Source organism: Micromonospora sp. NPDC049523, from assembly GCF_040676775.1.
Lineage (GTDB): Bacteria > Actinomycetota > Actinomycetes > Mycobacteriales > Micromonosporaceae > Micromonospora_G.
Map to the genome: position 1 here is coordinate 92,292 of NZ_JBFAPP010000008.1, position 23,391 is coordinate 115,682.

At 70.1% G+C, this 23,391-nt stretch carries 18 protein-coding genes, 1 tRNA gene, 1 pseudogene and 1 riboswitch; of the genes and pseudogenes, 6 read left to right on the forward strand and 14 right to left on the reverse strand.

The window, feature by feature from the left end:
• Positions 1 to 113: 113 nt before the first annotated feature.
• Positions 114 to 184, reverse strand: a tRNA-Gly gene (locus tag AB0J90_RS14405).
• Positions 185 to 397: 213 nt separating this feature from the next.
• Here AB0J90_RS14405 and AB0J90_RS14410 point away from each other — a divergent pair.
• Positions 398 to 1,381 (forward strand): zinc metalloprotease, encoded by a 984-nt coding sequence (locus tag AB0J90_RS14410; protein ID WP_363595836.1) that lies wholly within the window; start codon positions 398 to 400, stop codon positions 1,379 to 1,381.
• A gap of 97 nt (positions 1,382 to 1,478) precedes the next feature.
• Here the strand turns inward: AB0J90_RS14410 and AB0J90_RS14415 are convergent, their stop codons facing one another.
• The gene (locus AB0J90_RS14415; RefSeq protein WP_363595838.1) at positions 1,479 to 2,117 is read right to left on the reverse strand and encodes a pyridoxamine 5'-phosphate oxidase family protein; all 639 of its coding nucleotides are present in this window, start codon (positions 2,115 to 2,117) and stop codon (positions 1,479 to 1,481) included.
• Between the two features lie 115 nt (positions 2,118 to 2,232).
• Between AB0J90_RS14415 and dcd the strand changes: the two genes are divergently transcribed.
• Positions 2,233 to 2,811 carry a dCTP deaminase gene (gene dcd, locus AB0J90_RS14420; RefSeq protein ID WP_326561965.1) on the forward strand — a complete coding sequence of 193 codons (579 nt, stop codon included), beginning with the start codon at positions 2,233 to 2,235 and terminating at the stop codon, positions 2,809 to 2,811.
• Positions 2,812 to 2,893: 82 nt separating this feature from the next.
• On the opposite strand, the gene AB0J90_RS14425 is transcribed toward dcd, so the two are convergent.
• From AB0J90_RS14425 to AB0J90_RS14460, 8 genes are all read right to left on the reverse strand, one after another.
• Positions 2,894 to 3,931, reverse strand: a complete 1,038-nt coding sequence (locus AB0J90_RS14425; RefSeq protein ID WP_363595840.1) for an NlpC/P60 family protein — start codon at positions 3,929 to 3,931, stop codon at positions 2,894 to 2,896.
• Between the two features lie 13 nt (positions 3,932 to 3,944).
• Positions 3,945 to 4,081, reverse strand: a riboswitch (cyclic di-AMP (ydaO/yuaA leader).
• A 215-nt stretch (positions 4,082 to 4,296) separates the two neighbouring features.
• A complete protein-coding gene (locus tag AB0J90_RS14430) occupies positions 4,297 to 5,220 on the reverse strand; it encodes an NlpC/P60 family protein (RefSeq protein ID WP_363596251.1) in 924 nt (307 codons plus the stop codon).
• Between the two features lie 241 nt (positions 5,221 to 5,461).
• The gene (locus tag AB0J90_RS14435; RefSeq protein WP_363596253.1) at positions 5,462 to 6,505 is read right to left on the reverse strand and encodes a hemolysin family protein; all 1,044 of its coding nucleotides are present in this window, start codon (positions 6,503 to 6,505) and stop codon (positions 5,462 to 5,464) included.
• A 25-nt stretch (positions 6,506 to 6,530) separates the two neighbouring features.
• Positions 6,531 to 7,856, reverse strand: a complete 1,326-nt coding sequence (locus tag AB0J90_RS14440; protein WP_363595841.1) for a hemolysin family protein — start codon at positions 7,854 to 7,856, stop codon at positions 6,531 to 6,533.
• A 111-nt stretch (positions 7,857 to 7,967) separates the two neighbouring features.
• The gene (locus AB0J90_RS14445) at positions 7,968 to 8,612 is read right to left on the reverse strand and encodes a response regulator transcription factor (protein ID WP_363595843.1); all 645 of its coding nucleotides are present in this window, start codon (positions 8,610 to 8,612) and stop codon (positions 7,968 to 7,970) included.
• A complete protein-coding gene (locus AB0J90_RS14450) occupies positions 8,603 to 9,814 on the reverse strand; it encodes a sensor histidine kinase (RefSeq protein ID WP_363595845.1) in 1,212 nt (403 codons plus the stop codon). Before AB0J90_RS14450 ends, AB0J90_RS14445 begins: the two co-directional genes overlap by 10 nt.
• 95 nt (positions 9,815 to 9,909) lie before the next feature.
• Positions 9,910 to 12,102 carry a (Fe-S)-binding protein gene (locus tag AB0J90_RS14455; protein ID WP_363595847.1) on the reverse strand — a complete coding sequence of 731 codons (2,193 nt, stop codon included), beginning with the start codon at positions 12,100 to 12,102 and terminating at the stop codon, positions 9,910 to 9,912.
• Between the two features lie 354 nt (positions 12,103 to 12,456).
• Positions 12,457 to 12,720 carry a cell division protein CrgA gene (locus AB0J90_RS14460; RefSeq protein ID WP_363595849.1) on the reverse strand — a complete coding sequence of 88 codons (264 nt, stop codon included), beginning with the start codon at positions 12,718 to 12,720 and terminating at the stop codon, positions 12,457 to 12,459.
• A 220-nt stretch (positions 12,721 to 12,940) separates the two neighbouring features.
• On the opposite strand from AB0J90_RS14460, the gene AB0J90_RS14465 reads away from it, so the two are divergent.
• From AB0J90_RS14465 to AB0J90_RS14480, 4 genes and pseudogenes are all read left to right on the forward strand, one after another.
• Positions 12,941 to 13,750: a DUF881 domain-containing protein gene (locus tag AB0J90_RS14465; protein ID WP_363595851.1), complete on the forward strand. Its 810-nt coding sequence runs from the start codon at positions 12,941 to 12,943 to the stop codon at positions 13,748 to 13,750.
• Positions 13,751 to 14,964: 1,214 nt separating this feature from the next.
• Positions 14,965 to 16,143: pseudogene (locus AB0J90_RS14470) on the forward strand (class E sortase); the annotation flags it as partial.
• Positions 16,144 to 16,146: 3 nt separating this feature from the next.
• Complete coding sequence (locus AB0J90_RS14475; RefSeq protein WP_363595852.1) at positions 16,147 to 16,437, forward strand: hypothetical protein; 291 nt, start codon at positions 16,147 to 16,149, stop codon at positions 16,435 to 16,437.
• 4 nt (positions 16,438 to 16,441) lie between these two features.
• A complete protein-coding gene (locus AB0J90_RS14480; RefSeq protein ID WP_363595854.1) occupies positions 16,442 to 17,092 on the forward strand; it encodes an aminodeoxychorismate/anthranilate synthase component II in 651 nt (216 codons plus the stop codon).
• Between the two features lie 57 nt (positions 17,093 to 17,149).
• On the opposite strand, the gene pknB is transcribed toward AB0J90_RS14480, so the two are convergent.
• From pknB to AB0J90_RS14500, 4 genes are read right to left on the reverse strand one after another with little or no spacing between them, the layout of a single operon-like run.
• Positions 17,150 to 18,967: a Stk1 family PASTA domain-containing Ser/Thr kinase gene (pknB, locus tag AB0J90_RS14485; RefSeq protein ID WP_363595856.1), complete on the reverse strand. Its 1,818-nt coding sequence runs from the start codon at positions 18,965 to 18,967 to the stop codon at positions 17,150 to 17,152.
• Positions 18,964 to 20,406 (reverse strand): protein kinase, encoded by a 1,443-nt coding sequence (locus AB0J90_RS14490; protein WP_363595858.1) that lies wholly within the window; start codon positions 20,404 to 20,406, stop codon positions 18,964 to 18,966. The genes pknB and AB0J90_RS14490 overlap by 4 nt, the downstream gene beginning before the upstream one ends.
• Complete coding sequence (locus AB0J90_RS14495; protein WP_363595860.1) at positions 20,406 to 21,908, reverse strand: penicillin-binding transpeptidase domain-containing protein; 1,503 nt, start codon at positions 21,906 to 21,908, stop codon at positions 20,406 to 20,408. Before AB0J90_RS14495 ends, AB0J90_RS14490 begins: the two co-directional genes overlap by 1 nt.
• Positions 21,905 to 23,350 carry an FtsW/RodA/SpoVE family cell cycle protein gene (locus AB0J90_RS14500; RefSeq protein WP_363595862.1) on the reverse strand — a complete coding sequence of 482 codons (1,446 nt, stop codon included), beginning with the start codon at positions 23,348 to 23,350 and terminating at the stop codon, positions 21,905 to 21,907. The genes AB0J90_RS14495 and AB0J90_RS14500 overlap by 4 nt, the downstream gene beginning before the upstream one ends.
• Positions 23,351 to 23,391: the final 41 nt, after the last annotated feature.

Below are 23,391 nucleotides of genomic sequence, written 5' to 3' on the forward strand. Positions count from 1 at the left end.
CGCCCCCGGCCTCGGGCACCGTCCTACCGTCGGTCATCCCGCCGGACCGATGATCAGAAATAGCGAAGGCCCAGCGTCAGGAAATGTCCTCTGACCTGGGCCTTCGTTGTCTGAGCGGGTGAAGGGAATCGAACCCTCACTGTCAGCTTGGGAAGCTGATGTTCTGCCATTGAACTACACCCGCGAGCGGAGCCCACTGTACCTGGTCCGCCTCCGGAGCGCATCAACGTACCCGGTGGCAGGGTGCGTGTGCCGACCTGGCCGCCGGGCAGATCGATCGGGACCACGCCGATCCGTGTTGTTTGCGAAGAGTGTCCCGGCCTGTAACGTCCGCCACATCTGTAACTTGCGACGCGTGAGTTTAGCGTCGCTCTCCGTGGGGCGAAGAGGTGAGGACATGGGTTTGCACCGCATCCGGAAGTCGTTGCGCTCGGCTGGCGTGGCGTCCACTGCTCTCGTACTGCTGCTCGGGTCAACGGGGGTGGTCGCGCCGCCGGCAATCGCCGGCGCGGCCGGATCACCGGCGGCGCCCTGTGTGGAACCGGCGGCCACGCACCCGCTTGCCAAGGCCAAACCCGGCGCGCCGGGCAGTCACGACCCCAACGAGTTGAGCGCCGCCGGGGCGGCGCTGCGCAACCGCGACCTGGACTCCGCGTACGCCGAGCGGGTCGGGGTTGCCCCGTTCAGCACCGGACCGACGAAGATCACGATTCCGGTGGTGGTGCACGTGATCAGCCGCGACCGTACGCGGGCTGGCGGCAACATTCCGCGTGCACTGATCGACGCCCAGCTCAAGTCGTTGAACGAGGCGTTCACCGGTGGTGGCGGCAGCGCGGTGACGCCGTTCAGGTTCAAGCTGAAGAAGCTCAACCGGGTGGTCAACCCGGCCTGGTATCCGATCGTGGCGGACAGCATCACCGAGACGCAGATGAAAAAGGCGCTCCGGGTCGGTGGGCCGGAGACGCTCAACCTATATCTCGGTGCGCTCAGCGACGAACTGCTCGGCTGGGCGACGTTTCCGCAGAAGAAGCTGACCACGTACGACGGGGTGGTTGTGCTCTCGGAGTCACTGCCGGGCGGTACGGCGAAGCCGTACAACGAGGGCGACACGGGCACGCACGAGGTCGGGCACTGGCTGGATCTGTTCCACACGTTCCAGGACGGGTGCGCGGGCGAGGGCGACGCGGTGGCGGACACCCCGGCGGAGGCGGAGCCGGCGTTCGGCTGCCCGACGGGTCGGGACTCGTGTGTCAGCAAGGCGGGGTTGGACCCGATCCACAACTTCATGGACTACACGGTCGACTCCTGCATGGACCGGTTCACCGTCGGGCAGGTGAGCCGGATGGTGAAGGCGTGGCAGGCCTATCGCGCTCTTTTGTGACGAAGTCGAACGACGAGGGCCGGCTCATTCCCGAGGAGCCGGCCCTCGTCGCGTCCTGCGGGTCTTACAAGTGCCCACTCAGGCGCGCCTGGACGCTTCAGGAGGCCCAGACCGCGGGATCGGGCGCTGCCGCCACCCTCGGCTCACGGGCGAAGCGTTGGTCGACCGCGTTGGCCGTCGACCCGCCGCGGAGTTCGGACGGATTGGGGTGCCGCCGGGTACGGCGACCGCGGCGGCTCACCTGCGGCCGGGTGGCGGTGGGGTCGAGCCACACCTGGACGCCCGGCCGGTCGCCGCCCGGGCCGCCGTAGGCGAGCGGGATCGCGTCGGTCCGACCGTGCCGAGCCAGCATGGCTGCCTCGACGGTGAACTCGAACAGCCGCCAGTCGACCCGCGGCTCGGCGCGTACCGTGTCGGCGAGCCGGGCGATCTTCGCCGGGTCGGTCACCGCCTGGGCCCGACCGGCCACGTACGCCTCGTCGTCGCTCTCCTCGGGCGGGAACGAGTGCAGCGCGTAGCGGCCGTCGCGTTCGAGGTCGCGCCGCTTGGGCGAGTCGACGACGAAGCAGAACAGCCCTTCGTCGTTGATCACCGGCGACACCGGATGTACGCGCGGGCCGCCGTCGGCGCGCACGGTCGCCAGGTAGCCGAGACCCGGCCCGTACTGCTGCAGGAGGATGCGGATCGCCTCGGCGAGACGCGGGGCGTCGGCGGCGAATTCGGACCAGGATGCCATGCGGAGAGTCTATCGAACACATGTTCGAGAGCGGTAGTGCGACACGCGTGAGCCGGGCGCCACTCCGGGTACGGGTACGCCGTACCCGAGCCTGGCGGCTCGCTAAGGTGTCGGGATGCTGCTCTCCGACCGCGACCTGGTCATCGAGATCAAGGCGGGCACCCTCGGGCTCGACCCGTTCGAGCCGGCACTGGTGCAACCGTCGAGCATCGACGTACGGCTGGATCGGCTCTTCCGGGTTTTCAACAACCATCTCTACACCCACATCGACCCGGCGAGTCAGCAGGACGACCTGACCTCGGTGGTGGACGTGCCGGACGGCGAGCCGTTCGTGCTGCACCCCGGCGAGTTCGTGCTCGCCTCGACGCTAGAGGTCATCTCGCTCGGCGACCAGCTCGCCGGCCGACTGGAGGGCAAGTCGAGCCTGGGCCGGCTGGGGCTGCTCACCCACTCCACCGCCGGTTTCATCGACCCGGGCTTCTCCGGCCACGTCACGCTGGAACTCTCCAACGTGGCCAACCTGCCGATCACCCTCTGGCCCGGCATGAAGATCGGCCAGCTCTGCATTTTCCGGCTCTCGTCCCCGGCCGAGCACCCGTACGGCTCGGCCGTCTACGGCTCGCGTTACCAGGGCCAGCGCGGCCCCACCCCGAGCCGTTCCTGGCAGCACTGGCGCACCTGGCCGACCCGCTGAACCGGTAGTAACGACAACAGGGCTGGCACCCCGCGTACGGGGATGCCAGCCCTGATTCGTCTCGGGGTGGGGCAGTAGTGGGTCAGCCGGGGCGGCCGAAGCTGTGGATCGTGCCCTCGTCGACGCGTTTCATCTTGATCGGTTCGCCGGCCTGGGAGGCGTGCACCACCCAGCCGTTGCCCACGTACATGCCGACGTGGTGCAGGTCGGCGTAGTAGAAGACGAGGTCTCCGGGGCGCAGGTCGGCGCGTTTCACGTACGCCGTCACCCGGCGCTGCGCGGCGGCGTTGTGCGGCAGCGTCACCCCGGCCTTGGCCCAGGCGGCGAGCATCAGCCCGGAGCAGTCGAAGTTGTTCGGGCCGGCGGCGCCCCAGACGTAGAGCTTGCCGATCTGCTGGCAGGCGTACTTGACCGCGATGCCGGCGCCGCCGCCCGGATACTCGGACGGGCACGGGGCCGGGGCGAGCGGGCCGCCGCCACCGTTGCCGTACACCTTGATCCGCAGCTTCTGTAGCCGGTCGATCTCGGCGTCGATCTGCTTCTTCTTGGCGGCCAGGTCGGCTTCGGTCTTGGTGAGTTGGGCGACCAGGGTGTCCAGCGGCGCCTTCTGGGCCGCGTACTTCTCCTTGAGGTCGACCACGGCCTGCACGTCGTGCTGCTGGCGTCGGGCGAACTGGTCGAGGATGGTGAGCTGGTCGGCGAGCATCGTCGGCGAGTCCGTGGTCAGGATGGCGTTGATCGCGGAGGCGTTGTCGCCCTTGTACGCCCGCACGGCCATATCGCTGACCTTGCCCATGGCCATGTCGACCTGGAGTTGCAGAGGCTGGATCTTCTTCGCCAGCGCGTCGGCCTGCTTCTGCTTGACGGCCAGGTCCTGGCGGGTGGCGTTGTGCTTCTCGATGATCGGTTCGAGTTGGTTCCAGGCCACGTCGATCTGCTTCTCGATCTCGGCGACCGAAGGCTCGGCATGGGCCGGAGTGGTACCGAGCAGGAGAACGGCTACGCCGGCGATCGCGGCGAGCAGGCTGGTACGGACAGGCCAACGGGTACGCGATCGAATGGTCGTCGGGTCGACCGGAGTCGACGCGACGGGCAGCGACCGCGGGGCATGGCTAGCCACCGGGGTTGGGCGCTCCTTCTTCCGTTACCGCGTACCGGGTTAGCTGACGGGTTCGGGCGGGAAGTGGCGCCCTACCACGAGAATTCGCGGATTCACCCCGAGGTGCTGGGTCCCCGGTTCGTTTCAGAAACGATTCGGCGGTGTCGAGCCGGTGCCACCCGGGCTGGGTGGACTGGGGCCGCCCCGACGATCTCCCACAGTAGGAAGCCTGTTATTGAAGTGCAACCCGTGGCAGGAGTGAGATCTTTCCGTATATCAGACAATTACTTAGGGTGTGTTGTGGTCGACATAAAGAGAACCCCTTGCTAACGGTGGGTGCCGTCGGCAAGGGGTTCTTCATTGCAAATCTGGGCAATTACTCCAGGTCAGCCCGGACGGCGGAACCCGGCGACCGGCATGACGTCAATGCTCTGCATCTGCACGGGCTTACCGGACCGTGGCGAGTGCACCATCAGCCCGTTACCGACGTACATACCGACGTGGTGCAGATCACCGTAGAAGAAGACCAGATCGCCGGCTCGGGCGTCGGCCCGGCTCACCGCTTTACCCTCGTTCCACTGTGCACCGGTGAAGTGCGTGAGCTTCACCCCGGCCTTGCCCCAGGCGTACTGGGTCAGGCCCGAGCAGTCGAACGAGTTGGGGCCGGTCGAACCCCAGACGTACGGCTTGCCGATCTGCGCGCAGGCGGTCTTGACCGCGGTGCCGGCGGCACCACCGGGGTACGTCGCCGGGCAGGGGCCCTTGCGCAACGCGCCACCGGCACTGCTCGACCCGTACGCGGTCAGCCGCAGCTTCTCCAGCCGGTCGATCTCGGCGTTGATCTGCTTGCGCTTGCCGGCGAGTTCGGTGTCCTGCTTCTTCTGCTGGGCGATCAGCTCGTCGAGCTTGCGCTTCTCGCCGTCGTACTTGTCCCGGGCGGCGGTGACGTCCGCGATCTGCTCCTGCTGCTGCCGGGCCAGGTGGTCCAGGATCGTGAGCTGGTCCGCGAGCTGGGTCGGCGTACCGGTCGTGATCAGCGCGTTCAGGTCCGACGACGGGCCGGTCTTGTAGTAACGCGAGGCCAGGTCACCGACCCGGTCGAGCGCCATGTTGGCCTGTAGCGCCAGCGGCTGGATCTTCTTCTGCAGGTCGGCCGACTTCTTCTGGTTTGCCAGAAGCTGACCGTGCACCTTGTTGTACTGCTCGATGGTCGGTTCGAGCTGCACCCACTGGGTGTCGATCTGCGATTCGATTTCGTCGACCGTCGGAGCGGCCTGCGCCTGCGTGGCGGGCAGCAGTCCGGCGAGCATCACGGCGGTGAGCGCCAACAGGCGGTACGCACGACGGCGGGTGCCGCCGCCCGGATGCTCATGATTGGTCGAATGGCGATGGGAGGGCACGCGTGCCACCGGCACCGACTCCTTCGTTACCGACCGCTGGGTGCCACCCGAGGGGGGAAATGGGCGCCGACGTCCCACAGCGGTCGGTGCCCCACATTAGGGAAGGTTCGAGCGCGAATCAAGGCCGCTGGGCGGATACTCCTCGCTGTATTCAGACCGGCGCAATCGGTTGCCGGACAACGGTCTCAGTCGACCTACCAACGACCGCAGTCAATACATCGTCGAGCGTTACCACACCCAGCGGCGCGCGACCATCACTCACCAACACCATGTGCCGACGCTCGCGACGCATCGACAACAACAGTTCGGCCAGCGTACGGTCCGGCGGCACCACCGCCAGCGGACGCAACACGTCAGCGGGCACCGGTGCCCGCCGCGCCGCCCCGGCATAACCCAGTACGTCCTTCACGTGCACGAAACCGAGGACCCGGCGGGTACTGCGCTGCACCACCGGGAACCGTGACCGGCCCGTGCTCGTGGCCAGCACCTCCAACGAGGCCGGTGACACGTCCTCGGCCACCGTCGTCACCGTCGACCACGGCCGCAGCGCGTCCGCCGCCGTCCGGCGATGCAGCGCCAGCGCCCCGGTGATCCGGGCGTGTTCCACCGGGTCGAGCAGCCCCTCCGTACGCGCCTGCGCGACCAGCCCGGCCAACTCCTCCGCGGTGAACACCGTCTTCACCGCGTCCGCGGCCTCGATCCCCCACAGCCGCAGCACCTGGCGGGACGCCCACTTCATCGCCAGCAGCAGCGGCTTGGTCGCGATGCAGAAGGCCAGCATCGCCGGACCGAGGGCGAGCGCCGCCCGCTCCGGACCGGCGAGCGTGATGTTCTTCGGCACCATCTCGCCGACCACGGTGTGCAGGAACACCACCGCGCCGAGGGCGAGCACGAACGCGACCGGGTGCACCGCACCGTCCGGCACCCCGATCGTGTGGAACGGGCCCTCCAGCAGGTGCGCCAGGGCCGGTTCGGCGATCGCGCCGAGACCCAGCGAGCAGATGGTGATGCCGAGCTGCGCCCCGGCGATCATCAACGGGATCTGGTTCATCGCCGAGAGCGCCCAGCGGGCCGGCTTGGACACCGCCGCCATCGGCTCGATGACCGTACGTCTGGAGGCGATCAGCGCGAACTCGCTGCCCACGAAGAAGCCGTTGCCGAGCAGCAGCACGAGGGCGATCAGCAGCTCGGTCACGTTGTACTTCCCGACGGCCGCCCGGTCATCCCGGTTCACCCGGATCCGGTGGGCGCAGCACCCGTACCTGCTCGATCCGGTGCCGGTCGACCTCGACCACGGTGAACTCGTACCCCTGCTCGACGACCGCCTCCCCGGCGACCGGGATGTGCCCGAGCCGGGCCAGCAGGAAGCCGGCCAGGGTCTCGTACGGCCCGTCCGGCAGCCGGAAACCGGTCTGCTCGGCCAGTTCGTCCGCCCGGCGCACCCCGTCGACCAGGACCGTCCGCTCGCCGCCGGGCACGGTCAGTTCGAGCCACTCGCTGTCCGGCCCGACCGCCGGGTCGAACTCGTCGGCGATCTCACCGACCAGCTCCTCCACCAGGTCCTCGACCGTGACCACACCGTCGGTGCCGCCGTACTCGTCGACCACGATCGCCAGGTCGGCGTCCGCGCGACGCAGCGCGGCGAGCACGTTGTCCAGGTCCAGGCTCTCCGGTACGTACACCGGCTCCCGGGCCACCGCCGCGACCGTCGTCTCGGCCCTGCGGGCCAGCGGTACGCCGAGCGCGTCCGGCACTCCGGCCACCCCGGTGACCAGGTCGAGCGTGTCCTCGTACACCGGGAAGCGGGTCCGACCGGTGCGCTGGGCCAGGTCGAGCAGCTCGGCCACGGTGGCGCCGGCCCGCAGCGCGACCACGTCGACCCTCGGTGTCATCGCCTCCGCGGCCCGCTTGTCACCGAACCGGATGGTCCGACGCAGCAGCATCGCGGTGTCCGGCGGCAGCGCGCCCGCCTGCGCCGAGATCGCGGCGAGCAGACCCAGTTCGTCGGCGGAACGGGCGCTGGCCAACTCCTCCTGCGGCTCCACCCCGAGCCGCCGGACGAGCCAGTTGGCCGAGTTGTTCAGGGCCCGGATCAGCCACTTGAACACGATGCTGAACGTACGCATCGGCGCGGCCGTGGCCAGCGCCGCCGGCAGTGGCCGGGCCAGCGCCGCGTTCTTCGGGATCAGCTCACCGAAGAGCATCGACAGCAGCGTGGCCAGCACCAGCGACAACAACGGCGTGACCAGCTCGGTCCGGTCACCGAGCAGCGGTCGCAGCGCCGGGCCGAAGAGCTTGGCCAGCGCCGGTTCGGCGAGATAACCGGTGAGCAGCGCGGTGATGGTGATGCCGAGCTGCGCGCCGGAAAGCTGGAAGGAGAGTTCCCGCAGTGCCTTGTGGACCGTACCGGCGCGGCGGTCCCCGGCGGCGGCGCGTTGGTCGATCTCGGCTCGGTCGACGGTCACCAGGGCGAATTCGGCCACCACGAAGAAGGCGTTGCCAGCGGTCAGCAGCACGAATGCGACCAGCGGCAGGAGGGTGGTCAACAGTGGGCTATCGATGATCTGCTCACCTCGGCGCCGATTGTTCCACGACTGTGCCGATGGCACGAGCGCCGATTTAGCCGGGTCGGCCACCCGGGCCGCGTGCCTCCCGGGTCAGCTACCGAGATAGCGGAGCACGGCCAGCACCCGGCGGCTGTAGCCGGTGGTGTGCGACAGCCCCAGCTTCTCGAAGATCGCGTTCACGTGCTTCTCCACCGCGCTCTGCGACACGTGCAACTGTGCGGCGATGGTGGCGTTCGTCTGGCCCTGTGCCATCTGGTCGAGCACCGCCCGCTCCCGCTCGGTGAGCCGACCCAACGAGTCCGTGTGCGACGTACGCGCCAACAGCTGGCGTACCACCTCGGGGTCGAAGGCGGTGCCGCCGGTGCCGACCCGGGACAGGGCGTCGAGGAACTCGCCCACCTCCACCACCCGGTCCTTCAGCAGGTAACCCACCCCGTCGGTACGACCGCCGAGCAGGTCGACCGCGTAGCGCTTCTCCACGTACTGGGAGAGGACCAGGACCCCGACGGCCGGCCAGCGGCGGCGGATCTCCAGTGCGGCGCGCAGCCCCTCGTCGGTGTGCGTGGGCGGCATCCGTACGTCCGCGACCACGACGTCGGGCGGGTCGGCCTGTACCGCCGCGACCAGCGCGACCGCGTCACCGACCGAGGCCACCACCTCGTGCCCCTCCTCGACCAGCAACCGGGCCAGGCCCTCCCGGAGCAGGGTCGAGTCCTCGGCCAGGATCACCCGCACGGCAGCTCCGCGACGACCGTGGTCGGGCCGCCGGGCGGGCTGTGCACCCGGAACCGGCCGTCCAGCGCGGCCACCCGGCGGGCGAGTCCGGCCAGCCCGCTGCCGGACGGGTCCGCGCCGCCGGTCCCGTCGTCGTCGATGGTCACCACGACCGCATTCTGCCCCGGTGCGACCTCGACCACGACCCGGCCGGCGCGGGCATGCTTGGCCGCGTTCGTCACCGCCTCCGACACCACGAAGTACGCGGCGGTGCGCACCCGGTCCGGCGGCTGCTCGACCAGCCGGTAGTGGATCGTCACCGGCACCCCCGCCCGCTCACCCACCCGGGCCAACGCCTCCTGCAGGCCGAGGTTGTCCAGCGCGGCCGGATACACCCGCCAGGCGACCTCACGGAGGTCGTCCAGGGCTAACCGGGACTCCTCGTGTGCCTGCCGGAGCAGGTCCCCGGCCCGCTCCGGATCGCCGCTGCGGCGGGCCCGGCCCAGCAACATGCCGAGCGCGACCAGTCGCTGCTGCAAGCCGTCGTGCAGGTCCCGCTCGATCCGCCGCCGCTCGGCGTCGACCGCCTCGACGATCCCGGCCCGGCTCACCGCCAACTCGCTGATCCGGCGCTCCAGCACCTCCCGGCCGCTCGGCCCGAAGAACAGCCGACCCAGCCGACGATCCAGCGCGGCCAGCCCGACCAGGCCCTGGACGACCAGGAAGAGACCGATCAGACCGAGCAGGATTTGACCACCGAAGAGCAGGACGCCGCTCTGGCCCGCGACCCACTCACCGAGCCACACCAGGCCGGCCACGGCGCCGTACGCGAACAGCAGGAGCACGGCTCCGCCGAGCAGGCCGACCGCCCAGCGCAGGCAGAGGTACTCCACCGCGCGGCGGCCGCTGTAGTCGTCGGCGTTGTCGCTGTCGAGGAACGCCGCGAGCCGCCAGCGCTCCACCTCGGCCAGGTGTCGGGCACCGGCCTGGATCTCCCGTACCGCCGCGCGCCGGGCTCCCGGGTGCGGCCAGACCGGCACCAGGATCAGCCCGGACCAGATCAGGTACGTCAGGTCCACCACCGCGGTCACCGCGCCCAGCAGGACCCCGACCACGAGGCGTACGGCCCGGCTCAGCAGTCGTACGACCGCCTTACCGCGCCGGGCCGGGTTCGGACCCGGGTCGTCCCGCTCCGCCGGGCTGCGCTCGTCCGGGCTCTCCACCCTGGCGAGGCTACCTTTGTGGTTTTCCACAGCCCGCAGGCTGCGGTTTCCCCCAGCGACCTGCGGTTTCCCCGGCGGCTCGGGCCGCTGCCCGGCTAGCTGGCCGTGGCGGCGGGTTCCGGCTGTCCCTGGGTCGGCGGCTTGACCGAGCGGAGCAGTACGGTCGCCACGTCGATCACCTCGACCTCGTCGGCCACGCCCTTGCCGTTCACCCCGTCGCTGATCATCGTGGTGCAGAACGGGCAGCCGACCGCGATCGTCTTCGCGCCCGTGGAGATCGCCTCCTCGACCCGCTCCACGTTGATCCGCTTGCCGATCCGCTCCTCCATCCACATCCGGGCACCGCCGGCACCGCAGCAGAAGGAACGCTCGCTGTTGCGCGGCATCTCGGTCAGACCGTCGGCCGCCGCCGCGCCGAGCACCTCGCGCGGGGGCGTGAAGACCCGGTTGTGCCGGCCGAGGTAGCAGGGGTCGTGGTAGGTGACACCGCCGTCGATCGGCGCGACCGGGGTGAGCTTGCCGGTGGCGACCAGGTGGGCCAGCAGCTGGGTGTGGTGGACGACCTCGAACTGGCCGCCGAGTTCGCCGTACTCGTTGCCGAGGGTGTTGAAGCAGTGCGGGCAGGTCGCGACGATCTTGCGCTTGGCCGGCTCCCGGTCGCCGAACGCCTCGTTCAGCGTCTCGACGTTCTGCTGGGCGAGCATCTGGAAGACGAACTCGTTGCCGATCCGCCGGGCCGGGTCACCGGTGCACGTCTCGCCCTCGCCGAGGATGGCGAAGTTGACGCCGGCCTCGTGCAGCAGGGTGGCCACCGCGCGGGTGGTCTTCTTGGCCCGGTCCTCGAACGCCCCGGCGCAGCCGACCCAGAAGAGGTATTCGAAGTCCTCGGACTCGCCGACCCGCGGCACCTCGAAGTCGAGGCCCTTGGTCCAGTCCTCGCGGGTGTTCGGCGGCGCACCCCACGGGTTGCCCTTGTTCTCCAGGTTGCGCAGCATCACGCCCGCCTCGGGCGGGAAGTTCGACTCGATCAGCACCTGGTAGCGGCGCATGTCGACGATGTGGTCCACGTGCTCGATGTCGACCGGGCACTGCTCGACGCAGGCACCGCAGGTGGTGCAGGACCAGAGCACGTCCGGGTCGATCACCCCGCCCTCCTCGGCGCCACCGATCAGCGGCCGGTTCCCCTCGGCAAGCGAGAGTACGTCCAGGTGGGCGAGCTGGGCCTGGGTCGCCTTCTCCTCACCGGTCAGGTCCTTGCCACCACCGGCCAGCAGGTACGGCGCCTTCGCGTACGCGTGGTCGCGCAGGCTGAGTACGAGCAGCTTCGGCGACAGCGGCTTGCCGGTGTTCCACGCCGGGCACTGCGACTGGCAGCGCCCGCACTCGGTGCAGGTGCTGAAGTCCAGCAGGCCCTTCCAGGTGAACTGCTCCACCTGGGCGACGCCGAACTGGTCCTTCTCCGGATCCGCCTCCTCGAAGTCGAGGGGCTTGCCGGCACTCATCATCGGCCGCAACGCGCCGAGACCCGAGCCGGTCTTGCCGGGCTCCCGCTTGAAGTAGATGTTGAAGAACGCGAAGAACCGGTGCCAGGCCACGCCCATGGTCACGTTGAGCGCGATGACGATGACCCAGGTCATCGAAATCATGATCTTCACCATGGCGGTCACGCTGGTGCCGGCCGACCAGTCCGGCAGCACCGCGCCGACCGCGTGGCTGACCGGGGTGGCCCAGGCCGGGAACTCGAAGTGGTCGCCCGCGACCTTGAAGCCGCGGATCAGGAAGCCGCAGACGAGCACCGCGAGCACCACGGCCTCGACGAAGTAGCCCTGCCACATGGTCGAGCCGGTGAACCGGGAGCGCCGCTCCGGGTTACCGGGCCGGTTGCGCAGCCGGATCGCGATCAACACCAGGATGCCGGCCGTACCGAGAATCCCGATGATCTCGGTGGCCAGGCCGTACACGATCCAGTGACCGATCACCGGCAGGCCGCCGGTCGGGGTCACCACCTCGAAGTACGCCTCGAGCACCAGCAGCGACAACACGATGAAGGCGACCATCACGAACCAGTGCGCGGCGCCCACCACGCTCCAGCGCAGCATCCGGGTGTGCCCGAGCGTCTCGGTCAGCATCGTCCGCGTACGCAGGGCCCGGTTGCCGGAGCGCGTCGGATCGGGTTGGCCTGCCCGGATCACCGCCAGCATCCGCTGCACCGCGCGTACCGCCAGCACCACCGCGACCACGGTGATGGCGGCGGCTACGGCCGTGGTGACGATCTGGACGCTGCCCATGCCCTGGCCTCCCGGTGTACGACGTGCCCGGCGACTGGCTGACCGCGGGGGTGCGATCGTGCCTGCAGCCTACGCGCCAGGTTACCCGCTAGTAACGTGGGATTCCTCGCAGCCGGTGCGCCGCCGTACGGACACCCTAGGCGGCCCCGTCGCAGCCCGCTCGCGCCGGTCAGGGTGCACGTACGCAAAGCCGGCGCTCAGGGTGCACGTACGCAGAGCCGGCGCTCAGGGTGCACGTACGCAGAGCCGGCGCCCGCGGGACGGTGCTGGCGCCGGCTGAGCTGGCTGACCCGCCCGTACGGCACGGGTCAGCGAAGGTTGTCGTACGAGATCAGTGGCTGGTCCGGTGGGCTGTCAGCGCCAACGGGAGAGCAGGGCCAGCGAGCCGACCATGCCCCCGAAGCCGATCGCGAGGTTCCAGTAACCCCAGCTGGCGACCGGGTAATCGGTCTCCGAAAGGTAGTAGACCACCAGCCACGCGATGCCAAAGACGATCAAGCTGACCGCGGTGATGGGCAGCCAGATCGGGCTAGGCTTGCGGGTCGCCGCCGTGCCCGAGGGGCGCACGTCGGTGGGCGGGGTGTAGACCTTTTTCTTACGGACCTGCGACTTCGGCACGGCGCTCCTCCTGGAGGGGTGGCGATCCTCGTCCGGCCTGACAACCGGACGCAGGGGCGACGGTCCATGGCCAATAATGTTCGACAGCTAGCGTAGTCGGGTTGACCCGATCAGGCCATGAACGGGGCCAACCGGTTGCTCCCGGTGAGCACATCCGGCTACCGAGTGGGACACGAAGCCCACAGTGCGAGAGATCGACACGATGGGGAGGGCAGGCTCGGTGGAGTACACAACGGGTGTCATCTCCTGGCGCAAGGTGCTCCGCCGGGCGGTTGTCGGGCTACTGCCCCGCCGCTCCGGGCAACGACGGCCGGGCTGGTCCGCGGCTGTGCCGTTGATCGCTCTCGCCGCCGGCCTGCTCTTCACCACCTCGGCGACCACCGCGAACGGCACCTCGCTGCGGGAGGACCGCCGCCCCGAACTCGCCCAGCTCATGAAGGACCGCCGCGACCAGGTGGTCGCCAGCGAGAAACAGGCCGCGGCCCTGCGCGCCGACGTGGAACGGCAGACCGAGTCGCTGGCCGGCTCCGACGCGCCGGTCGCCGCCCAGCGCGACCGGGCCGCCGCCAGCAGGGTGGCCGCCGGATTCACCGCCCTGGCCGGACCGGGCCTCATGGTCGAACTCAACGACGCCCCCCGGCTCGGCGACGACAGCCGGCCAGCGAACGCCAGCAACGACGACCTCGTGGTCCACCAGGGCGACGTGCAGGCGGTCGTCAACGCGCTCTGGGCCGGTGGCGCGGAGGGCATGTCCATCATGAACGTCCGCGTGCTGGCCACCAGCGCGGTACGCTGCGTAGGAAACACCCTGTTGCTACACGGGCGGGTGTATTCGCCACCCTTCAAGATCACCGCAATCGGTGACCCCGCCGCGCTGCAGCGGGCCCTCGCCGCCTCCGAGGGCGTTCGTTTGTTCAAGGACGCCGTGGACCACTTCCAACTCGGATACCAGGAGACAGTGGAGTCCAGCGTGACCGTGCCGGCCTTCGAAGGGTCAACCGGGCTACGTACCGCCCAGGTGCCGGGGTGAGTTCGATGAGCGGCGACCCGTCGCACGACGAGCGCAATGGACGCCACCGTGCCCCGGACGCCGACGACCAGACCATGGTGATCCCACGATTCACCGACCCTGGTCCGTCTCCTGCCGCGTCGAATCCGACCGCCTCCGGGCCGGTCGCGCCCCCCTCCGCGCCGAAGCCGGCCCCGTACGCGGCTGGCCCGAAGCCTCCGCCGCCGGTGACGCCCGCCCGGCAGCGCCCGACACCAGGACCGACGCCGGGATCCCCGGCCCGATCCGGCGGCGCCCCGCACCCCGACCAGGCCCGATCCGGCGGCGCCCCGCACCCCGACCAGGCCCGCCCGGCGGGGCCGATAGCCGGAGCGACCGTTCCCCCGGCTGCCGCCCGTCCGTCAGCGCCGGCCGCCGGTCCCTGGGATCCCGCCGCCAGAACACCCGCGTCGACCACCGGCCCGGAGCCCGTAGCGGGCGCCCGTCCTGGACCAGGGACGATCTCGGACGCGACAGCGGCGGTGCCGACCCTGGTCCCGTTCACGAAGTCCGCCGCAAACGGCAAGCCGACCACCGCGGCGCCCGCCGAACCCGCCAGGGTCTGGCCCGGTACGGTCGGCCCGACCGGCGTCCCACTGAAAGGCTCCCCGCCGGATCACACTCCCGGGTCGGCCGAGCGGACGCAGCCCATTCCAGGACCCGATCCGGCCGCATCCGATCGGACCCAGCCCATCCCCGTACCCGGGCCGTCCGCACGCACCCGCCCGAGCCCTGGCCCGTCCGTACCTACCCGCCCGAGCCCCGGTCCGTCCGCGCGCACCCGAGCCCTCAACGGCCTGGCCGAACACCCCCAGGCGGGCACCGCCGAACGCATCCAGCCCGGCGCTGCGGAGCCAGTGCGGCCCGGCGGCACAGACGTAACCCTGCCCGGCACCGCCGAACCGGGCCGACCTGGTACGGCCGGGCTCAGCCGGCCCGGTGTGGCATCGTCCGAGCGCACGCAGCCCATCCCGGGACCGGCGGAGCTGGCCTCCCTCGGGAACGGGCGGGTCACCGCGGTCCCGACCGAGCCGACGGCTGCGGCCGGGCCCAGCGCGACCAACGGCGGCTGGAGCCGGGTGTCCGGCGGGCCAGACCCGGTTCGCGGCGAGCCTGCTCCATCCCACCCGCTGACCGGCGGCCTGCACCCGCCCACCGCCGCCGCGAGCCCGCTCGCGAGCGCGACGACCCGCAACGACCCCCCGACCAGGCCGATTCCGGCCGGTGGCAGTCCCGGCCTGAACGGCGCCACGGCGCCGGGCCCGACGACCGACGGCCTTGCCTCTTCGCTTCGGCCACCGCTGCCCACCTCGGCGCTGAGGCGCCCCCCGGCCGTCCCGCCGTCGCCCGAGAACTCGACGATGATCATTCCGGCGGTGCCGACCGAGGATGCGTCGGCAACCACCCTGCTCCCCACGGTGGCGGCACGGAAGCCGCGGCCCGAGACACAGCCACGGCCGGAGGCGCACGTGACGACTCTGCTGCCGATGGTGGCCGCAGGGTCGCGGACGAAGCGGGACCCGGTAAACGGCGACGAACAACCGGGTGCCGACCGGAGCGGTACGGACAACAAGGCCGACGCTAACGCCGAGGCCCGACCAAAACGGGGTGAGCGGGTGGTGAAACTCCGCCCGGAGCGTACGGACGAGGGCTACAAGAGCGTCTACTCGGAGTTGACCCGCCCGACCATCGGCTCGCGGATCCGCACCGGGCTCCGGTTCAGCGGCGAACTCATGATCACTTTTGGTTTGGTGATCCTGCTCTTCGCCGGGTACGAGATCTGGGGCAAGTCGGTCATCGTCAACGCCCACCAGAGCGAGCTGACCCAGGAACTCGCACAGGCGTGGGAGGACGAACCCGGCCCCGACCCGACCGTCGGGCCGACCCCGGCACCCGGAGTCGCCCCGCCGAAGGCCCCCGCTGGCGGCAAGCCGATGGCCTCGATCTACATCCCGAAGCTCGACAAGAGCTGGGTCGTGGTCGAGGGCGTCACCCAGAAGGACATCCGGTACGCGCCCGGCCACTACCCGAAGACCGCCCTGCCCGGTCAGGTGGGCAACTTCTCCGTTGCCGGCCACCGCAACAAGGCCACCTTCTGGCGCCTCGACGAACTGCACGACGGTGACGTGATCGTGGCCGAGTCGAAGACCGACTGGTTCATCTACAAGGTCACCGACAACATCATCGTCAAGCCGAGTCAGGTCGAGGTCGTCGCACCGGTACCCGGCAAGCCCAAGGCCAAGGCGACCAAGGCGATGCTGACGCTGACCACCTGCAATCCCAAGTTCGACAACTACCAGCGGCTGATCATCCACGCCGAACTGGCTCGTACCCAACCGAAGTCGGCCGGGCAACCGGACGAGCTGAAGGGCTGAGCCGTGTACGCCTGGATCTGGCGACGACTACCATTTGGCCTGGTCGGCAAGCTGGTCGGCTCGCTCCTGCTCACCACCGCGACGGTGGCCCTGCTCTGGTACGTGGTGTTTCCCTGGGCCGAGCCGCTGCTGCCCTTCGACGACGTACAGGTGACCCAGGACGGCGGCGGCCCCGATGGGGTCGAATCCGGCGAGGACCCGGGCCTCGGGCGCGACCCGGCGACCGGCGACGACCATTCGGTGCCCTACGACACCGATGCGAACAACACCCCTCCCCCCAGCCCGAACAGGTAACCCGATGCGCGTCCTGGTGATCGACAACTACGACTCCTTCGTCTTCAACCTGGTCCAGTACCTGGGCCAGCTCGGAGTCGACTGCGAGGTACGCCGAAACGACGAGATCGAGCTGGCCGAGATCGGCCGGCTCGGCGTCGCCGGTGTACTGCTCTCACCGGGACCGGGCACACCCGAACGCGCCGGCATCTGCCTCGACGTCGTCCGGGAGTACGCGGGTCAGCTGCCGATCTTCGGCGTCTGCCTGGGTCACCAGGCGATCGGTGTCGCCTTCGGCGCGACCGTCACCCGCGCCCCCGAGCTGCTGCACGGCAAGACCTCGCAGGTGCAGCACAAGTCGGTGGGGGTGCTGGCCGGTCTGCCCGACCCGTTCACCGCCACCAGGTACCACTCGCTGGCCGTGCTGCCGGAGACGCTGCCGGACGAGATCGAGGTCACCGGCTGGACCGAATCCGGGGTCGTGATGGCGATGCGCCACCGGACGCTGCCGATCGAGGGCGTGCAGTTCCACCCCGAGTCCGTACTGACCGAGGGTGGGCACCTGATGCTGGCCAACTGGCTGGCCGGTTGCGGCCACCCGGAGGCGCTCGACCGGGCGCCCGCACTCGCCGCCGAGGTCGACACCCGCCGCCGCTCGGCCTTCGTCACCGTCTAGCCGTCTTCACCGTCGAGCCGTCTTCACCGTCGAGCGCGGTACGGGGTACCGCTCGGGCTAGCGGATGCCGCTCCTGGTCGGCCGGGCGCTCGGGGTCGTGCTGGGGGTGACCGGGCCACCGCCACCACCGCCGGCACCGGCACCACCGGTGGTCGTCGGAGTGGGCGTCGGGGTCGTCGGGTTCGTGGTCGGCTCCTGCCGGGCGACGGTGACGGTGAGCACGATCTGGGTGCCGACCGCCTTCTTCTGGCCCTCGGGGATGCTCTGCTTCTCCACCCGGCCCGCGTCCTGCGGCGCCACCTTCGAGCCGTCGATGACCTTCACGTCGAAACCGAGATTGTCCAGCGTGTTCTCGGCGTCTTCCCGGGTCTCGCCCCGCACCTCCGGCACCGTCCTGAGGTTGCCGGTGGCGACCTCGACGACGACCTTCGAACCCTTCGGCACCGATTGGTCGGAGCCCGGGGTGAGCTTCAGCACCGTGCCCTCCTGCTGGTCGCTCGCCACGTTCTTACGCTCCGGGACCAGACCGGCCTGCTTCAGCGCGGCCTCGACGTTCGCGTACGGGTTGCCGACCTGGTTCGCCGGAACCTTCACCGCCTGCGGGCCGCCGCAGAGCCGCAACGTGATCGTGGTGTTCGCCTCGGCCGCCTGCCCGGCGGCCGGATCCTGCGACGCGACCGTGTCCTTCTCGCAGGTGTCGTTGAACTCCTGCTCGCCGACCGTGGTCTTGAAGCCCTGCTTCTGGAGTGCGGCGACGGCGGCTGCCTCCGTCTGCCCGACCACCCCCTGCACCTGGACCGTGGTCGGCTGGGAGTTGTTGTTGATCAGCAGGGCGGCGACCAGCGCGATCACCGCGAGCACACCGAGCCCGCTGAGGGTGGCGAGCACCCAGGCCGAGGCGCGGCGGCTGCGTGGGTCACCGACCCGGGCCGGTGCCGGGCGGGGACCGCCACCACCGGGGCGTACGGCACCGGCCGGCGGCAGGGCGCTGGTCTCGTCCTCGCGCATCACCGGGGTGGCCATCACGGGCCGGCCCGCCGCTGCCCGGAGCAGGTCGGCACGCATCTCGCCGGCGCTCTGGTAACGGTTGAGCGGGTTCTTGGAGAGCGCCTTGAGCACGATCGCGTCGATCGGCGGGGTGACGTCCCGGTTGATGTCGCTCGGTGCCGGCGGGTCCTCCCGCACGTGCTGGTACGCCACGCTGACCGGGCTGTCACCGACGAACGGGGGGTGGCCGCAGAGCAGCTCGAAGATCACGCAGCCGGCCGCGTACACGTCCGACCGGGCGTCCACCGGCTCGCCACGGGCCTGCTCGGGCGAGAGGTACTGGGCGGTTCCGATGACGGCGCTGGTCTGTGTCATCGTGGTGGCACCGCTGGCCAGGGCCCGCGCGATGCCGAAGTCCATGACCTTGACCTGGCCGTTCAGGGTGAGCATCACGTTTCCGGGCTTGATGTCCCGGTGGATGATCCCGTGCCGGTGGCTGAACTCCAGGGCGGCGCAGATGTCCGCGGAGATCTCCAGGGCGCGGCGGGGCATCAGCCGCCCCTCGGCGGCGAGCACCTCCTTGAGGGTGCGCCCGTTGACGAACTCCATCACGATGAACGGCAGCGTCTCGCCGGTGGGGGCGATCTCCTCGCCGGTGTCGTACACGGCGACGATGGCCGGGTGGTTGAGGGACGCGGCGTTCTGCGCCTCTCGGCGGAAGCGCATCTGGAAGGTGGCGTCCCGGGCGAGGTCCGTACGCAGCATCTTGATCGCGACGTCCCGGCCGAGCCGGAGGTCGCGCCCTCGGTGCACCTCGGCCATGCCGCCGTAGCCGAGCAGCTCGCCGACCTGATACCTGCCACCCAGCAGGCGGGCCTGCGCAGTCATCGCGTCTGTCGTCCTTCGCTCATCTGGGTCATCCGGGCGCCGTACCCGTACCGCTCTATCCGACGGTACGGCGCATATTGCGAAACGTCGCGTTCGTTGACTCTCTGCGAGCTGGACATCACTGTCCGCAAGCCTTGGTTCTCGGCGTCGTTGTTGCTCTTCGTCACCCAGTAGGAGATCACGCCGGAGCAAATCAGCACTATCAGCCCCAACACCAGCGCAAGCGCCACCAGCAGCGACCGATTCGCCGGTGACGGCGACGGCGGGCGGGACGCCACAGCCGCCGGTGGCGGAGTGTAACTGGGCTCCTGGCGGGGTCGGGGGGCCGGCACAGCGGCCGCGCCACGGTGGTAACCCGGCGGCTGCTGGGTCGGGCCAGCCGGTGAACCCGGCCGGTTCGGCACCGGAGCGGCTGGCGGCGACGGATAGGCCGGACCCACCCTGGTCCCGCCCGGCGCCACCGGCGGCGCACCGGACACCGGGCCGGCAACCGGGGAACCCGGCGGTACCGAGCCGGGATAACCGGCCGGACGATTGGGCTGCGCCGGGGCCGGCGGTGCGGGGTGCCCGGCGGCCCGGTTCGGCTGCGGGGGCGCGGGGTGCACCGGCGGGCGCATCGGCTGCGCCGGGGTGGCGGCCTGCCGGGCCACCGCGGCCAGGGTGGCCGCCGTGGGCCACCGGGCCGCCGGGTCCTTGGCCATCGACCGTTCGACGATCGCCCGTACGGCCGGCGGGATGTCCGCCGGCAGTGGCCGGGGCGTGTCGCGTACGTGCTGCATGGCGATGTCGAGCGGGTTCTCGCCCTCGAACGGGCGCCGCCCGGAGAGGCACTGGTACGCCACCACACCGAGGGCGTAGACGTCCGAGGCGGGCGACGCGGTGGACCCGGTCGCCTGCTCCGGGGAGATGTACGAGGCGGTCCCGAGTACGGAACCGGCCGCGGTGAGCTGCCCGACCAGTGCGGACCGGGCGATGCCGAAGTCGGTGAGGACCAGCGTGCCGTTCGGGCGTACCAGCAGGTTGCCCGGCTTGACGTCGCGGTGCACGATGCCCTTCTCGTGCGCCGCGTGCAACGCGTCGGCGGCCTGCGCCATCAGCGCCATCGTGCGCGCCGGGGTGAGCCGGCCGACCCGGCCGAGCGTCGTGGAGAGCGCGTCGCCCTCGACGTACTCCATCACCAGGAAGGCGATCTGCTGGTCGCTGCCGTAGTCGTAGACGTCCACCACGCCGGGGTGGTTGATCGTCGCCATGGTCCGGGCCTCGCCCCGGAACCGCTCGGCGAAGCCGGGCTCGTCGAGCAGCGCGGGCAGCAGGATCTTCACCGCGACGGTACGGCCGAGCACCTCGTCCGTACCGCGCCAGACGTCACCCATGCCGCCGCCGGCGATCCGCTCGTCCAGGCGGTAACGGTTGCCGAGCAGCACCCCGGGGCTGAGCATTACTTGCCTCCCCCGTCCTGGATGACCGCCTGCATGATCTTGCCAGCGATCCGGGCAGCCTCGCCGCTGCCACCGCTGCCTGCGGCCTCCAGCAGCACCGCCACGGCGGAGATCGGCTTGCCGTCCTTCATCACGAACCCGATGAACCAGCCGTGGTCCTCGGTGTTCGCGTCGGACTGGGCGGTACCGGTCTTGCCGCCGACCTGGTAACCGCTGATCCGGGCCGGCTTGCCGGTGCCGTTCGTGACCACGCTGAACATCATGTCCCGCAGGTCGCTGGCCACCTGGGGGCTGACCGACTGGCGCAGTTCACGCGGGTCGGCGGTGTAGTAGTCGGTGGTCCGGTCCGGGCCGAGGAGCTGCTGCACCAGGTACGGCCGCATCTGCTTGCCGTTGTTCGCCACCGCGGCGGCGATCATCGCGCCTTCCAGCGGGGTCATCCGTACGTTGTTCTGGCCGATCGCGGACTGCGCCAGGGCAGCCGGATCGTCCCCGCCGTCCGGGTTCTTGATGTCCCCGGTACGGCTGGCCGCGGTGGCGATCCCGTTCTCGTCGAGCCGGCCGACGGTGAGGTCCTCGTCCTCGAAACCGAAGTTCCGCGCGGTTTCCTTGATCTTGTCCGCGCCGAGTTGCACACCGAGTCGCGCGAAGCCGGTGTTGCACGACTCGGTGAGCGCGTCGATCAGGGTGACCTCCGCCTCCGGGCAGATGCTCGGCGCGGCGTTGCGGATCTCGGTGCCCGAGGTCGGCGCGGTGTAGCTCGAGCTGGCCGGGATCTTCGTTTCCTTCTTGTAGCCGGCCTCCAGCGCGGCGGCGGCGTCGATCACCTTGAAGGTCGAGCCGGGCGGCTGGGTCTCGGAGAGCGCCCGGTTGTTCAGCGGCTTGTTCGGGTCCTTCTCCAGCTTCTGGAACTCGACGTTCGCCGCCTCGGTGTCGTGCGTGGCGAGGGTGTTCGGGTCGAAGCTGGGCATGGAGACGAGCGCCTGCACCGCACCGGTGCTCGGGTTGATCGCGATGGCGCCACCCCTGACCGCACCGACCTTGTTCTTGGTCATCTCGTCGAACGCGGTCTGCTGGGCCCGGCGGGACAGGCTCAGCAGGACGTTGCCACCGGCCGTCTGGTCACCGGTGAAGAGGTCCCGGACCCGGTCGCCGAAAAGCTGGTCGCTGGTGCCGTTGAGGAAGTCGTTCTCGCTGCGCTCGATACCGGTCGGACCGATGTTGACCGGCTGGTAGCCGAGCACGTGCGCGTACATCGGCCCGTCGACGTACGAGCGCAGGAACTTCAGCTTGCCGGTGGTCTCCTTGCTGCTGGCCAGGGCCGTACCACCGGCTTCGATGTTGCCGCGCTTGCGGTCGTACTGGGCGACCTGGACCCGACCGTTGTAGTCGCTGGTGCGGTATTCGTCGGCCTTGTAGCCCTGCACCCAGTTGAGGTTCACGAAGAGCAGGCCGAACAGGACCATGACGACCACGCCGACCCGGCGTAATGGCGCGTTCACGGGCGAATCACCTCCGTTGTCGCACCGTGCAGTTGGGCCGGGGGTGTCCCGGACCCGCCCGCCGGACGCCCGGGCGTGGAACTGTCCACCGGACGCCGGGCCGCGTCGGAGATCCGCAGCAGCAGCGCCACCAGCAGCCAGTTCGCCATCAGTGACGATCCCCCGGCGGACAGGAACGGGGTGGTCTGGCCGGTGAGCGGGATGAGCTTGCTGATTCCGCCGACGATCACGAAGACCTGGAGCCCGAGGGTGAACGCAAGGCCACCGGCGAGCAGCTTGCCGAACGAGTCGCGTACGGCCAGCGCGGCCCGCAGTCCACGCTCGACGATGAGCAGGTAGATCACCAGCAGGGCGGTGAGCCCGAACAGGCCGATCTCCTCACCCATGCCGGCGAAGATGAAGTCGTTGTGCACCTCGGGTACCTCGATCGGCTGACCGCCGCCCGGCCCGGCGCCGAACAGACCTCCGGTACCGAGCCCGAGTAAGCCCTGTACGAGTTGATAACCGTCGCGGTACGGATCGTCGAACGGGTGCAGCCAGATCTCGGCCCGCAGGTAGAAGTTCGCGAACGGCCCGCCGACCGCGCTGCCCAGGAAGTACGCCAGGAAGGCCCCGCCGAAGAAGAGCACCAGACCGATGATGAGCCAACTGACCCGTTCGGTGGCGATGTAGAGCGTCACCACGAACATGCCGAAGTAGAGCAGCGAGGTGCCGAGGTCCTTCTCGAAGATCAGGACCATCAGGCTGACCAGCCAGACCCCGATCACCGGCCCGAGGTCGCGGCCACGGGGGAAGTCGACGCCGAGGAACCGACGGCTCGCCAGCGACAGCACTTCTCGCTTGCGTACCAGGTAATAGGCGAAGAAGACCAGCAGGGCCAGCTTGGCGAACTCACCGGGCTGGATGGAGAACCCGCCGATCATGATCCAGAGCTTGGCGCCGTTGATCTCCGACATGCTCCGCGGCAGCACCGCCGGCAGCATCACGAGCACGATGCCGGCGAGGCCGAGCGTGTACGCGTACCGCGAGATCGCCCGGTGGTCCCGGACCAGGATCAGCAGCCCGGCCGCGAGGATCACCGCAGCCAGGGTCCAGGCTAGCTGCCGGCCACCGGTGCCCGCGAAGATCGGGAAGTCGGCGCGTGCCTCCGGGTCCGCCTCGGCCAGGTCGAGCCGGCGCAGGAAGCCCACGCCGAGCCCGTTGAGCAGCGCGACCGCCGGCACCAGGGCCGGATCGGCATGCGGCGCGAGGTAACGGATCACCACGTGCAGACCGAGGAAGACCGCGGTCAGGGCCGCGGTCGGCACCCAGAAGTCCAGCGTGACCGTGTCGAGCACGTTCGCCTCGACGGTGGCCGCGTACACCGCTACCAGCGCCATCGCCAGCAGGAGTAGCGCCAGTTCGGCGTTGCGCCGGGACTTGGTGTCCCGGACGCGCGGCATCTCACCCGTGACTGCGGGCGCTGGTGGCGGTCCGGCTGGGG

Bases quoted from the DNA above. Each gene is read 5' to 3' on its own strand.
- AB0J90_RS14415 (WP_363595838.1), bottom strand. From the start codon at position 2,117: ATGGCATCCTGGTCCGAATTCGCCGCCGACGCCCCGCGTCTCGCCGAG.
- pknB (WP_363595856.1), bottom strand. From the start codon at position 18,967: ATGACTGCGCAGGCCCGCCTGCTGGGTGGCAGGTATCAGGTCGGCGAG.
- AB0J90_RS14410 (WP_363595836.1), top strand. From the start codon at position 398: ATGGGTTTGCACCGCATCCGGAAGTCGTTGCGCTCGGCTGGCGTGGCG.
- AB0J90_RS14455 (WP_363595847.1), bottom strand. From the start codon at position 12,102: ATGGGCAGCGTCCAGATCGTCACCACGGCCGTAGCCGCCGCCATCACC.
- AB0J90_RS14480 (WP_363595854.1), top strand. From the start codon at position 16,442: ATGCGCGTCCTGGTGATCGACAACTACGACTCCTTCGTCTTCAACCTG.
- dcd (WP_326561965.1), top strand. From the start codon at position 2,233: ATGCTGCTCTCCGACCGCGACCTGGTCATCGAGATCAAGGCGGGCACC.
- AB0J90_RS14490 (WP_363595858.1), bottom strand. From the start codon at position 20,406: ATGCTCAGCCCCGGGGTGCTGCTCGGCAACCGTTACCGCCTGGACGAG.
- AB0J90_RS14500 (WP_363595862.1), bottom strand. From the start codon at position 23,350: ATGCCGCGCGTCCGGGACACCAAGTCCCGGCGCAACGCCGAACTGGCG.
- AB0J90_RS14430 (WP_363596251.1), bottom strand. From the start codon at position 5,220: ATGCTCGCCGGACTGCTGCCCGCCACGCAGGCGCAGGCCGCTCCGACG.